The 12,796-nt window shown below is 70.9% G+C and carries 12 protein-coding genes and 1 tRNA gene; 5 read left to right on the forward strand and 8 right to left on the reverse strand.

Annotation, left to right across the window (positions count from 1 at the left end):
* Positions 1-36 precede the first annotated feature (36 nt).
* A complete protein-coding gene (locus ACWGR4_RS29955; protein WP_380009217.1) occupies positions 37-1,146 on the reverse strand; it encodes an ABC transporter ATP-binding protein in 1,110 nt (369 codons plus the stop codon).
* Between the two features lie 233 nt (positions 1,147-1,379).
* Here ACWGR4_RS29955 and ACWGR4_RS29960 point away from each other — a divergent pair, with 233 nt between their 5' ends.
* Positions 1,380-2,399 (forward strand): LacI family DNA-binding transcriptional regulator, encoded by a 1,020-nt coding sequence (locus ACWGR4_RS29960; protein ID WP_380008895.1) that lies wholly within the window; start codon positions 1,380-1,382, stop codon positions 2,397-2,399.
* A gap of 129 nt (positions 2,400-2,528) precedes the next feature.
* Here the strand turns inward: ACWGR4_RS29960 and ACWGR4_RS29965 are convergent.
* Positions 2,529-2,602: transfer RNA gene (locus ACWGR4_RS29965), tRNA-Thr, on the reverse strand.
* Positions 2,603-2,775: 173 nt separating this feature from the next.
* Between ACWGR4_RS29965 and ACWGR4_RS29970 the strand changes: the two genes are divergently transcribed.
* Complete coding sequence (locus tag ACWGR4_RS29970; RefSeq protein ID WP_380008898.1) at positions 2,776-3,039, forward strand: GlsB/YeaQ/YmgE family stress response membrane protein; 264 nt, start codon at positions 2,776-2,778, stop codon at positions 3,037-3,039.
* 57 nt (positions 3,040-3,096) lie between these two features.
* On the forward strand, positions 3,097-3,990 hold the full coding sequence (locus ACWGR4_RS29975; RefSeq protein WP_452132492.1) for an acyl-CoA thioesterase: 894 nt from the start codon (positions 3,097-3,099) through the stop codon (positions 3,988-3,990).
* A gap of 2 nt (positions 3,991-3,992) precedes the next feature.
* On the opposite strand, the gene ACWGR4_RS29980 is transcribed toward ACWGR4_RS29975, so the two are convergent.
* On the reverse strand, positions 3,993-4,472 hold the full coding sequence (locus ACWGR4_RS29980; RefSeq protein WP_380009220.1) for a flavin reductase family protein: 480 nt from the start codon (positions 4,470-4,472) through the stop codon (positions 3,993-3,995).
* A 421-nt stretch (positions 4,473-4,893) separates the two neighbouring features.
* Here ACWGR4_RS29980 and ACWGR4_RS29985 point away from each other — a divergent pair, with 421 nt between their 5' ends.
* Together ACWGR4_RS29985 and ACWGR4_RS29990 are read left to right on the forward strand one after the other, a co-directional pair.
* On the forward strand, positions 4,894-6,513 hold the full coding sequence (locus ACWGR4_RS29985; RefSeq protein WP_452132491.1) for a diguanylate cyclase domain-containing protein: 1,620 nt from the start codon (positions 4,894-4,896) through the stop codon (positions 6,511-6,513).
* A 553-nt stretch (positions 6,514-7,066) separates the two neighbouring features.
* The gene (locus tag ACWGR4_RS29990; protein WP_452132490.1) at positions 7,067-7,792 is read left to right on the forward strand and encodes a hypothetical protein; all 726 of its coding nucleotides are present in this window, start codon (positions 7,067-7,069) and stop codon (positions 7,790-7,792) included.
* A gap of 7 nt (positions 7,793-7,799) precedes the next feature.
* Here the strand turns inward: ACWGR4_RS29990 and ACWGR4_RS29995 are convergent, their stop codons facing one another.
* The 5 genes from ACWGR4_RS29995 to ACWGR4_RS30015 all read right to left on the reverse strand — a co-directional run bounded on the left by ACWGR4_RS29995 (position 7,800) and on the right by ACWGR4_RS30015 (position 12,704).
* Complete coding sequence (locus ACWGR4_RS29995) at positions 7,800-8,567, reverse strand: SAM hydrolase/SAM-dependent halogenase family protein (RefSeq protein WP_452132489.1); 768 nt, start codon at positions 8,565-8,567, stop codon at positions 7,800-7,802.
* Positions 8,568-8,576: 9 nt separating this feature from the next.
* Entirely contained in the window at positions 8,577-8,924 is a 348-nt protein-coding gene (locus ACWGR4_RS30000) for a thioredoxin family protein (protein ID WP_380008915.1), read from the reverse strand.
* On the reverse strand, positions 8,921-9,430 hold the full coding sequence (locus ACWGR4_RS30005; RefSeq protein WP_452132488.1) for a MerR family transcriptional regulator: 510 nt from the start codon (positions 9,428-9,430) through the stop codon (positions 8,921-8,923). The genes ACWGR4_RS30000 and ACWGR4_RS30005 overlap by 4 nt, the downstream gene beginning before the upstream one ends.
* Before the next feature lie 89 nt (positions 9,431-9,519).
* Positions 9,520-11,904, reverse strand: coding sequence for a glycoside hydrolase family 65 protein (locus tag ACWGR4_RS30010; RefSeq protein WP_452132487.1), 2,385 nt, complete (start codon positions 11,902-11,904; stop codon positions 9,520-9,522).
* On the reverse strand, positions 11,901-12,704 hold the full coding sequence (locus tag ACWGR4_RS30015; protein WP_380008924.1) for an HAD family hydrolase: 804 nt from the start codon (positions 12,702-12,704) through the stop codon (positions 11,901-11,903). Before ACWGR4_RS30015 ends, ACWGR4_RS30010 begins: the two co-directional genes overlap by 4 nt.
* Positions 12,705-12,796: the final 92 nt, after the last annotated feature.

Consider the following 12,796-nt stretch of genomic DNA (forward strand, 5'->3'; position numbering starts at 1 on the left):
CGCCGTCGGGCGCCGCCGGCGAGCGTGTCGGGCCGGTCAGTCGTGCAGGCGCTCGCCGCTCTTCGTGGAGAACAGGTGGGTCTCGCCGACCGTCGGGACCACGTGCAGGACCGAGCCCTTTTCCGGAACGCTGCGGCCCGGGACGCGGACCACCAGGGGCTTGTCCACCCCGTCGAGGGTGACCGAGCCGTAGACGAAGGCGTCGGAGCCGAGTTCCTCGACCACGTCGACGGAGACCGCGAGGCCCTTGCCCTCCTTGCTCAGGCCCTCCGCCGAGTTGATCTTCAGGTGCTCGGGGCGCACGCCCAGCGTCACCTTGCCCGTGCCCTCGGCCACCGCCGCCTCGCGGGCCTCGCGCGAGACCGGGACGACCGCGTCGCCGAAGCGGATGCCGTCCTCGGCCAGGTCGACCTCGATCAGGTTCATCGCGGGCGAGCCGATGAAGCCGGCCACGAACACGTTGGCCGGGCGGTCGTACATGTTGCGCGGGGTGTCCACCTGCTGGAGCAGGCCGTCCTTGAGCACCGCGACGCGGTCGCCCATGGTCATCGCCTCGACCTGGTCGTGCGTGACGTAGACGGTGGTGATGCCCAGGCGGCGCTGGAGGCCGGCGATCTGGGTGCGGGTCTGGACGCGGAGCTTGGCGTCGAGGTTGGACAGCGGCTCGTCCATCAGGAAGACCTGGGGCTCGCGGACGATCGCGCGGCCCATCGCGACACGCTGGCGCTGACCGCCCGAGAGGGCCTTCGGCTTGCGGTCCAGGTATTCGGTGAGGTCTAGGATCTTCGCGGCCTCTTCGACCTTGGCCCGGATCTGCTTCTTGTCGACGCCCGCGATCTTCAGCGCGAAGCCCATGTTCTCGGCGACCGTCATGTGCGGGTAGAGCGCGTAGTTCTGGAACACCATCGCGATGTCGCGGTCCTTGGGTTCCAGGTTGGTGACCTCGCGGTCGCCGATGTGTATCGAGCCCCCGGTGACCTCCTCGAGACCCGCGAGCATGCGCAGGGAGGTGGACTTGCCGCAACCGGAGGGGCCGACCAGGACCAGGAACTCGCCGTCCGCGATCTCCAGGTCGAGCGCGTTGACGGACGGGCGCTCGGCGCCCTTGTAGGTACAGGTCGCCTGCTTGTAGCTGACCGTGGCCATGGTGATGTGTCCTTCCACCGGCAGGAACGTGCCGGACGATCCGAGTGGAGGGTGAAGTACCCGTGCGGTGCCTGCCCGTGACGGCGGACAGTGGTCTAGTCCATTCGAGGACGGACTGCGCTTCACCGTACCCGGGCGCACGTGATCTGTCAGCAGTCGGCTTCGCCCGAAATGTTTTGCGGGACCCGCAAAGCCCTGCGAAATCCTGCTGAAAGTGTCACTAGGCTCTGCGTATGAAGGCTCGGCTGGCGGACATCGCAACGCAGGCAGGGGTCAGCGAGGCGACCGTGAGTCGGGTTCTGAACAGCAAACCCGGGGTTGCGGACGACACTCGGCGGGCCGTCCTGACCGCTCTCGACGTGCTCGGATACGAGCGGCCCGCCCGGCTGCGCCGGCGCAGCGCGGGCCTGGTGGGGCTGCTGCTCCCGGAGTTGGACAACCCGATCTTCCCGGCGTTCGCGCAGGTCATCGAGCGGGCGCTGGCCCATCACGGCTACACCCCGGTGTTGTGCACACAGACCCCGGGCGGGGTCACCGAGGACGACTACACCGAACTGCTCCTGGAGCGCGGGGTGTCGGGGATCGTCTTCGTCTCCAGCCTGCACTCGGACTCGGGCGCGGACATGTCGCGCTACCTGCGGCTGGTCGAGCGCGGCCTGCCGATGGTGTTCGTCAACGGTTTCGCCCCGGGTGTGGACGCGCCGTTCATCTCCAGCGACGAGGCGGTCGCGGTGGAGTTGGCGATAGGACACCTGGCCTCGCTGCGACATACCGCGATCGGGCTCGCGGTCGGGCCCGAGCGGTATGTGCCCACCGCGCGCAAGATCGCGGGTTTTCGGCACGGGCTCGCCGAGCGGTTCGGGGTGACGGAGGCCGACGGTTGGATCGAGCGGTCGTTGTTCTCCGTGGAGGGCGGCCAGGCGGCGGCGGGCGCGCTGCTGGACCGGGGGGCGACCGCGGTCGTGTGCGGCAGCGACCTGATGGCGCTCGGCGCGGTACGGGCCGCGCGCGAGCGGGGGTTGCGGGTGCCGCAGGACGTCTCGGTGGTGGGCTACGACGACTCGCCGCTGGTGGCCTTCACCGACCCGCCGCTGACCACGGTGCGCCAGGCGGTGCAGGCGATGGGTGCGGCGGCGGTGCGTGCGCTGCTCGACGAGATCGGCGGGGGGCGCGCTCCGCGTACCGAGTTGATCTACCGCCCCGAACTGGTGGTCCGCGGCTCGACCGGTCCGGCGCCGGACCGCCGCCGCTGAGCCTCGTCGCCGCCGAGCCCCGCCGCCGACCGGCGAGCAGGCCCTGCCTCCCCACCCCACCCCGCCGCGCCCTGCGGGCCGACGAAAGCGGGCCGCCATCCGGCGATCGCGCGGATGACGGCCCCTGGGAGCCCCGAGTCGGGTTCGAACCGACGACCCCGCGCTTACAAGGCGCGTGCTCTGGCCAACTGAGCTATCGGGGCGTGTACCGGACCATTTTGCACCGTGGTCACCCGGCGGACGCAACCACCTTAGAGCTTTGTGACGTGGGTGCGTTCGCGTTAACGCGCGGGGAACGTGGGGAACAGGAGACACCTGCCCGGAAAAGTCCGGGTCGTCGTATTTTGTACGACTGCCGGCCGGCTGGAGGAATCCCATGACGTTCGTAGGTCTGATCATCGCGGGCATCATCATCGGCGCGTTGGGCCGACTGTTTTTGCCGGGCAAACAGAAGATCGGCTTCCTGGCCACGATGGCGGTCGGCATCGTGGGCACCCTGATCGGCTACGGCATCGCCGCCGGGCTGGGTGTCGAGGACACCAAGGGGATCGACTGGCTTCGCTGGATCATCAGCATCGCGGTCGCGGCGTTCCTGGTCTCGCTGGTGGTCAAGTTCACCGGGAGAGGCGCGACGCGGTGATCGTTCGACTTACCTGACGGTCTATCAGATCCGGCCGCGGACTGCGATCATGCGCGGATGACCGGTGGAGTGGCGACATGGCCGACGATCGCGGCGGCCGACCTGGTGGACGTGCTGGACCTGGACCGGCCCGCGGCGGCGGATCCGGCGGATGCCGCCGTCCCGGACACGGCGCTCACCCGGTTCAGGGCGCGCAACCTGGTGACCCCGATCCCGCGCACGCTCGGCGCGCAGGTGCTCGCGCAGACGGTGGTGGCCGCCGAGCGAGTGGTCCCCCACATGGCGGTGCAGACCCTCCAGGGGGTCTTTCCCCGGGCCGGGGATCCGACCGCGCCCGTGGACGTACGGGTCGAGCGGCTGCACGAGGGGCGGTCGGCGGCGATCCTCCAGGTGGGTTTTCGGCAGGGCGCCGCCGAGCATTACCGGGCGTTCGTGACGCTGGGCGTGGCCGGCCCCGAACTGGTGCGGCACGCCGACGCGTTGCCGGCCGGGGTGGCCGGGCCGGAGGAGTGTGCCGAGGTGTCGGTGCCGATGTTGCCGTGGGAGGTGCGTACGGCCGGCGGCGCGGCGGCGTTGGCGCCGGACGCGGTGGGACCGCCGCGCCTGGACCTGTGGACGCGCTGTACGTCGGTCCCGGACACCGCGACCACGGCCCGGGCGATCCTGGCCTGGTCCACCGAGGGCTTCCTGGGCCCGGTCGCGCTGCGGCCGTACTCGCGCGCCGAACTGGAGCGGCGCGGCGGGCGGTCGATGTCGGTGGCGCTGTCCCAGAACATCACCTTCCACGAGCCGTTCTCGGCGCACGAGTGGCTGCTGCTGCGCTGCGCGAGCGAGTACGCGGGCGACGGGCGCATGCACGGGCGGATCCGGGTGTTCACCCGGGCCGGCCGACCGGTCGCCTCGGTGACGGCCGACGGGCTGATGCGCCCGGGACCGCGGCCGGGCGCGTAGCGTCAGCCCAGGCTTCGGTAGCGGCCCCGGTAGTGCGTCAGGGGCAGGCCCTCGGGGCTGGGCAGGTCCACGCGCAGCACCTCGCCGACGTACAGGATGTGATCGCCCGCCTCGACGACCTGGTCGGTGCGGCACTCCAGGGTCGCCAGCGCGCCGCCGACCAGGGCCGCGCCGGACACCGGGCCGCGACGGTGCGGGATGTCGGCGAACATCAGCCGGTCGCTGATCCGGCCGGGGATGGCGAAGCGGCCGGCGACGTGGCGCTGGCTCTGCGAGAGCAGGGACACCGCCCACAGCGGTTGTTCGTCCAGCACGTCGCGCATCCGCGCCTCGCGGCGCAGGCTGATCAGCACCAGCGGGGGTTCCAGGGAGACCGACATGAACGCGGTCGCGGTCATCCCCACGTCGTCCACGGGCCCGCCGTCGTCGGGGTCGCCCTCGATCGCGGTGATCAGCACCACGCCGGCGGCGAATCGGGACATCGCGGCCTTGAAGTCGGCCGGATCGACGGGAGGGGGAAGTGGCGGAGACACGGGTCAAGGGTATGCGGCGTCGGACCGCGCCCGGATGTGCTGTGCATCAATGTGCTGACGCACACCCGAGCGCCCGATCGGTTTGCGATTGGTTTCTGATTGGTCGTCAGGTGTATCCCGCGAACCCTGGGGTTATTTCCCGTAAATGGGCGCCGACCTCGTACGATGCGCCTTGGATGCCGGCGGAGGGTGCGATTCCGGGGCGGTTCGGCGGTCCGACTCGATACGGTATGAAGCGTGAGGTGGCTCACAGTGACAGTCTGATCGATGACGGAACGTCGCCAACGCGAAGCCCGCTGTGATTCAGTTTCTCTGGTAAACGGACGATATCTGTTCAGAAGACACCGGCGTCGACCCCTGGGGGAGACCCATGACAGCCGAGACGGAGACCCACGTCCGGTTGGCGACTTTGCGCCTTTTGAACCGCGTCGTCGCCGACCTCAACGCCACGCGTGACCTCAAGGACACCCTGCAGGCCGTCGTCGACGGCGTGGTCTCGGGCCTGGGGTTCGGCTTGGCAGCGGTCAATCTCGTGCGCGCCGACGCCGATCTGGAGGTCGCCGCGGTGGCCGGCAACGACGAGTTGCGCAAGGCGATGGCCGGCCAGATCGGCTCGCGCGAGGGCTGGGACCGCATCCTGGCCGCCGCCGAGCCCTGGGGGCCACTGCGCTTCCTCGGGCACCGCTCGGGGCAGGCCGACGTGGGCGACATCCCGAGCTGGATACCCGACCTGCCGATCCCCGACCACCCCGAGGCGTGGCATCCGCGCGACGCGCTGCTCGCGCCGCTGCATACGCCCGAGGGCGACCTGGTCGGCGTGTTGTCGGTCGACCTGCCGGTGGACGGCCTGCGGCCCGCCCCGTGGCGGCGCGAGGTGTTGGGCATGTTCGCCGCACAGGCGGCGATCGCGGTGGACAACGCGCGTCTGCGCAGCGACATGCAGCGCGCGGTGGCCCGCCTGGAGCGCGAGCAGCTCGCGTTGCGGGCCAGCGAGGAGAGTTTCCGGCAGGCCTTCGAGTACGCGCCCAGCGGCATGGTGATGACCGGCGTGCGCGGCCACGAGCAGGGCCAGCTGCTGCGCGCCAACGACGCGCTGTGCCGGATGCTGGGCTACCCGGCGCCGGTGCTCAAGCGGCTCGGGTTGGGCGCGTTGGCGCACCCGGAGGATCGGCCGCTGCTCGGCGGGCACCTGGGCGGGACGGTGCCGGTGGCGGGCTGTACCGAGCTGCGGCTGGCCCGCAGCGACGGAACGTACCGGTGGGTTTCGCTGCGCACCTCCCAGGTCGCCGACGGGCTCGGCGATCTTCGGTTCGGGCTGACCCACGTGGAGGACATCGAGGACCGCAAGCAGCGCGAGCAGGCGCTGGTGCACGAGGCCAGCCACGATCCGCTCACCGGGCTGCCGAACGGGCGCGAGCTGCGGGCCCGGCTCGCCGCCCGGTTCGGCCTCAAGGCCGGGCTCCCGGCCGCCGGTCCGGGCGGCGACGTGCACGAGCCGTACGCGGACGAGTGGGCCGTGCCCACGGGCGCGATCCTGAGCATGCCCGAGGGCGCGGTGGTGGTCGTCGACGAGCCGCCCGCCGCCGAACGTCGCGGCGTCGCGCTGCTGTTCTGCGACCTGGACGGGTTCAAGCACATCAACGACAACTTCGGCCACCACATCGGCGACGTGGTGCTCAAGGCGGTCGCCGAGCGGTTGACGGCCGCGGTGCGCGAGGGGGACACGGTGGCCCGGCTCGGCGGCGACGAGTTCGTGGTGCTGGCCGATGGCATCGGACGGGAGGAAGCGGAGGAGATGGCGGTGCGGTTGCGCCGTGCGCTCTCCGTGCCGATTCCGGCCGAGGGGTTGGCGGTGCCGTTGGAGGGGGCGAGCTTCGGGATCGGCTGGGCGGAGGAGGCGGCCGAGCCCGAGGATTTGTTGCGGATCGCTGATGAGCACATGTACGCGAACAAGCGTCGGCGCGATCGGGCGCAGCGCAGGGCCGGTTAGGGGCGGCGCTTGTCGCGTGCGGGCCGCGGGTGTGTCTTGGGTTGGCTTGATTTGGTGTGCTCGCCCGCTCCGCCCGCTCCGCCTGTGGCGTTGGGCGTACGCGCTGGGGTTTGAAGGCATCGGGTGGGGCTGGTTCGGCCCCGTAGCCGAGTGCTCTGCCGGGGCGGTTTTTGCTTACGATTTTGGTTGTCTCGGGTGAATTCGGTCACCTGATGGGTGGGTTTTGTGGGTTCGGTGGCTCGGGCATGTTCCTGGGGTGGCCGGCTGCCGTACGCCTCAGTAGGGCGTTTTCGTGACAGTCCCGTCACGCGGACAACACCACTTGTCGCACCCGTCGCCCGTTAGTGTGATGCCTGGTATTGACAAAGCTTGGCCTGGCGCACGTAGGGAGGACTACCCGATGACGGCGGGTACCAACGGTGAACCTGAAGACCCGTACGGGTACCTCTATCGGCCGGCGCCGGGTGAGGAAGCGGGCGACGGGACAGGGACGACCGGTGCGTACGGTTCTTCCGCCAATCGGATGATGCCGCAATATGTGCAGGTCGGGCAGATGAATTACGCCCAGCCGCCCGCGCATACCCAGCCGCAGGCGGCGATCCCGGCCCAGCACGAGCAGGGCGGCGCGCAACCTCCGCAACAGCCCCGGCAATCGCACGGCGGCGGGGGCGGCGGTGGTGGTCGCGGCGTGATGATCGGCGCGGCGGTGGCGGTCCTGGTGGTGATCGGCGTGGTCGCCGGCCTGCTGCTGACCCGTGACAACGGCAAGGACGACAAGGCGAAGACGCCGGCCACGAGCGCCGGTACGCAGACCAGCGCGGGCCCGTCGCAGACCGCGTCGCCGTCCACGGCTCCGACCACCGCGCCCGGCGGCAAGTTCGCGATGGTGGAGGCGGAGGACGCCTCGCCCTCCGGCGGCGCGGTCGCGGTGGCCGGCGTGGCGTCGTCCTCGGGCAAGGGCCTGATCGACATGTCCGCCCCCGGGTCGACGATCACCTGGAAGGTGGAGGTGCCGAAGAAGGGCACCTACTACCTGGCGGTGAAGTTCCTCAACACGACCTCCGAGCAGCAGAACCTGTCGATCCTGGTCAACGGCAAGGACACGACGAACAAGGCCAAGCTCAAGAACTACGGCACCAACACCGTCACCGGCACCTGGAACATGGTGCAGCTCAACGAGGGCTCGAACGACGTCGCGCTCACCTGTGCCGCCGGAGAGAGCTGCAAGGCGGCCCTGGACCAGGTCTGGTTCGAGAACCAGCAGCCCACCCTGAAGTAGGCGGTCCTCACCCGGGACGGACCTCGATCCGGTCGCCGGCGCGGACTCCGAGCAGGGTCGCCGCGTCGCCCCGGTTGAGCGAGATCGCCAGGAAGCCGGCGGAGTCCGCGTACGCGACGAGTTCCCCCGCCGCCACCTCGCCGAAGGTGCCGCGCAGGGGAACCGTGAGCACGCGCCCGCCGACCTCGATCCGCAGCGTGTCGGCGCCGGCGAACTCGGCCGTCGAGTGCGCGAGTTGCACGTTGCCGAAGTGGTCCACGGTCAACACCTCGCCCGGTACGGGCTCGGCCGGTGCGACCGGGTCGGTCACGGCCGGCCCGACCTCGGCGAACGGGGTGCCCGCCGCGAGGTGGGCGGCGACGGGCGCGAACACGTCCCGGCCGTGGAAGGTCCGCGAGATCCGGGTCAGGGTGAGCGCGGGGTTGGCGATCTCGCGGATCTGCGCCGGCCCGCCGAGTTCGCGCGCGGCCCACATCAGCAGCCCGTTGTCCGGCCCGACCAGCAGGTGCCCGCCCGCCCGCAGCACGATCGCCCGTCGGGCGGTGCCCACACCGGGGTCGACCACCGCGACGTGCACGCTGCCCACCGGGAACCACGGCACCGTCTGGGCCAGCACCAGCGCGCCGCGCCGGATGTCACCGGGCGGCACCTGGTGGGTCACGTCCACCACCGGTACGGCAGGCGCGATGCCGGCGATCACTCCGTGGCACGCGGCCACGAAAGCGTCGGCGAGGCCGTAGTCGGTGGTGAAGGTGATCCTGGGGGCGCCGGCCATCCTCGGAATCTACCGGGCGCGGGCGGGCCCGGCGTCGATCACGTCGGCGAGTTCGGCCAGGATCCAGCGCTTGGGGCGGGCCCCGACGAACTGCTTCACCGGCTCCCCGTCGCGAAAGAGCAGGAACGTCGGCATGGACAACACGCCGTAGCGGGCCGCGGTGGCCGGGTTGCGGTCGACGTCGAGCTTGACCACGCCCAGGTTCGGCCGCTCGATCGCGATCTGTTCGAGCACCGGCACCATCTGGCGGCACGGCGGGCACCAGTCGGCGGTGAACTCGACCAGGGTCGGCCGGTCGGCGCGCAACACGGCGGTGTCGAAATCGGCGTCCTGGACATCGGGGACGTGAGCACTCATCGGGACTCCTTGAGAGGCGTGGTGGGCGCTGCGGGCGCGGCGGCCGATCCCGAGGTCAGCGCGCAGCGGGGTTCCGGCGCCTCGGGCAGCGTCGCGGCGGCGGCGAGCGCCGGCGTGGCCGGCCCGGGCGCCCGCTCGGCGGAGCCACCCGCGTGCGCCCGCTCGGTCTGTTCGAGTTGGCCGGCCAGGTGCGCCCGGATGGCCTGCATGCGGTCGATGCACGCGTCGAGTTCGGCCAGTTTGCGGCGATAGACCGCCAGCGACGCCGGGCACTCGTCGCCCGCGTCGTGCCCGGCGCGCAGGCACTCCACGAACGGCCGGGTCTCCTCCAGATCGAAGCCGATGTCCAGGAGCGCGCGGATCTCGCGCACCTGTCGGGCGTCGTCCTCGTCGTAGTCGCGATAGCCGCTGCTGGTCCGGCGGGCCGACAGCAGGCCGCGTTGCTCGTAGTAGCGCAGGGCCCGCGTGCTGGTCCCCGCGCGCTCAGCCAGTTCTCCGATGCGCATGTTCGAAACGGTAGACCTTGACGTGGACGTCAAGGCCAGAGGTGCGCGCGTCGAGACCGGCGCGGCCGGCGTCGCGGCCCCCGGCCCGATCAGCCCGGGCTGGACCCGGTGGGGTGGGTCTCCGGGACGCCCTGGCGGCGCACCGGGGCCCGACCCGCGGGCTGCCCCGGCGGGGTGTCCCGGGTGAGCTCCGGGATGTCGAGCGTTATCGGCTTGCCGGGGATCAGCGTGTGCTCCTCGCCGTGGTGCAGGAACGGGATCTCGGCGCCCTCGCGCAGCGTGTACGTGGTGTGCTCGTGGGTGGTCTCCACCCGCAGCCGCGCGCCGCGCACCGACAACGAGAAGCGCAGCGCGGTCAGTCCGACCGGCAGGCGCGGTTTGAAGGACATGCGCTCGCCGTGGTCGCGCAGCCCGCCGAAGCCCGCGACCAGTGCTACGCAGGTGCCCGCCAGGGAGGCCATGTGCAGGCCGTCCTTGGTGTTCTTGGCCAGGTCGTGCAGGTCCATCAGGGCCGCTTCGGCGGTGTAGTCCAAGGCCAGTTCGAGATGGCCGACCTCGGCCGCCATGACCGCCTGGGTGCAGGCCGACAGGGACGAGTCGCGTACGGTCAGCGCCTCGTAGTAGTCGAAGTTGCGGCGCTTTTGCTCGTCGGTGAACGCGTCGCCGCGCACCTGCATGGCCAGCACCAGGTCGGCCTGCTTGACCACCTGCTTGCGGTAGATGTCGAAGTACGGGTAGTGCAGCATCAGCGGGTAGTGGTCCGGCGGGGTGTTCTCGAAGTCCCAGATCCGGTGCTTGGTGAAGCCGTCGGCCTGCGGGTGCACCCCCAGGTCCTCGTCGTAGGGGATGTACATCGCGTTCGCCGCGTCGCGCCAGCTCGCCGCCTCCTCGGTGTTCACCTCCAGGGCACGGGCCTCGTGCGGGTGGCGGCCCACCGAGTCGGCCGCGGCGAGCAGGTTCGACTGCGCCATGAGGTTGGTGTAGACGTTGTTGTCGGCGAGCGCGCTGTACTCGTCCGGGCCGGTGACCCCGTTGATCCGGAATCGGCCCTCCGCGTCGTGGTGGCCCAGCGAGCGCCACATCCGCGCGGTCTCGACCAGGATCTCCAGGCCGAAGTCGCGCTCGAAGTCCCGGTCGCCGGTGGCCCGGACGTAGCGCGCGACGGCGACCGCGATGTCCGCGCCGATGTGGAACGCGGCGGTGCCCGCGGGCCAGTAGCCCGAGCACTCCTCGCCGCGGATCGTCCGCCACGGGAACAGCGCGCCGCGCAGGCCCAGTTGAGCGGCGCGCTCGCGGGCAAGCGGCAGCGTCGAGTGCCGCCAGCGCAGCGCCTGGGCGACCGCGTGTGGGAGCCCGTACGTGAGCACCGGCAGGACGAACACCTCGGTGTCCCAGAAGCAGTGCCCGTCGTAGCCCGGCCCGGTCAGCCCCTTCGCCGGGATGGCCCGCTCCTCGGCCCGCGCGCCCGCCTGGAGCACGTGGAACATCGCGAAGCGCACCGCCTGTTGCAGTTCGACGTCGCCCTCGACCTCGATGTCGGAGTTGTCCCAGAACTCCTTGAGGTAGCCGCGCTGTTCGGCGACCAGGCCGGCCCACCCGGTGTAGCGGGCGGCGGTCAGCGCGGCGGCCACCTGGTCGCGCAGCGCGGGCAGCGAGCGGGTGGAGGACCAGCCGTAGGCGATGTACTTGACGATCCGCAGCTTGGCGCCCCGGTCGAGCACGGTGGTCACGCTGAACCGGGCCAGATCGGCGGCGCTCTCGGTCTCCATGTACATGCCCTCGGGACCGTCGATCTCGTGGTCCATGCCGGCGGCGACGCGCAGCCCGCTGTGCTCGGTGCGGTGTACCAGGATCGCCTTGCCGCCGTTGTGCGTGTGCTCTTCGGGGCGCAGCGGCGCCTCCAGGACGGCGGCGGCGCGCGGGTCGGCGTTCGGCAGCGGCAGTTCCTCGTTGGTGACCAGTTCCGACTGGAGCACGATCCGGGCGGGGCCGTCTATCGGTTCGATCTCGTACTCGATCGCGGCGATCGAGCGCTGGGTGAGCGAGACCAGCCGCTTGGAGGTGACCCGAACGGTGCGGCCGGCGGGCGAGGTCCACAACGCGCGACGGTGCAGCACACCCTCGCGGAAGTCGATCGAGCGCTCGTGGTCCTGGGTCTGTCCGTAGCGCAGGTCGAACGGCTCGTCGTCGACCAGGAGCCGGATGATCTTGCCGTTGGTGACGTTGATGACGCTCTGACCGGACTCGGGGTAGCCGTATCCGGCCTCCGCGTAGGGCAGCGGGCGCAGTTCGAAGACGCCGTTGAGGTAGGTGCCGGGCAGGCCGTGCGGTTCGCCCTCGTCGAGGTTGGCGCGCAGTCCGATGTGGCCGTTGGAGAGCGCGAACACCGACTCGGACTGGGGCAGGTGGTCCGGGTCCAGGGTCTGTTCGGTGATGCCCCATGGCTCGACGGTGTAGGGGTGTTCGGTGCTCATGCCGTGCCTTCCGCCGAGGGCCGCCCGGCCGCCGGGTCACCGCTTCGGTCGCCGGCGGTGTCGTTGCTCGGGTCGGCGAGGAGTTCGTCGAGATCCGATACCACCACGTCCGCGCCGTGCCTGCGTAGTTCCTCGGCCTGTCCGACCCGGTCCACGCCCACCACGTGGCCGAAGTCACCGGCCCGGCCCGCCGCGACGCCGGCCAGCGCGTCCTCGAACACGGCCGCGTGCGCGGGGGCGACGCCCAGCGCCTTCGCCCCGGCCAGGAAGGTGTCGGGCGCCGGTTTGCCCTTCAGGTGGTCGCGCTTGGCCACCAGGCCGTCGACGATCGTGTCGAACAGGTGGCGGATGTTCGCGGCGCGCAGCACGTCCTCGCAGTTGGCGCTGGAGGACACCACGGCACACGGCAGCTTCGCCGCGCGGGCGGCGTGTACGTAGCGCACCGAGCCGGGATAGACCTCGACACCCCCGTCGTGGATCAGCCGCAACACCAGCTCGTTCTTGGCGTTGCTCAGGCCGTACACGGTGGCGCTGCCCGGCGGGTCGCCCTCGTCGCCCAGGGGCAGTTCGATGCCGCGCGACTCCAGGAAGGAACGGGTGCCGTCCAGGCGCGGCTTGCCGTCCACGAACGTGTCGTAGTCGCGTCTGGGGTCGAACGGGGTGAAGTCGGCGCCGTCGCGTTCGCGCAGGAAGTGGTCGAACGTCTCCTTCCAGGCGACGCCGTGCACCTTGGCGGTCTGGGTGAGGACCCCGTCGAGGTCGAAGAGAAGCGCGTGGATGGTGTTCGGCAGCCCCAACATGGCGGGTTTACTGCCCCCGATACCGGGGTGTTATCCGTGCGGTGATCTTTTCGGATGACACCTGGGACGAGATGGCGTGTCACGTGTGGTGC

It is taken from the genome of Embleya sp. NPDC055664, from assembly GCF_053618075.1.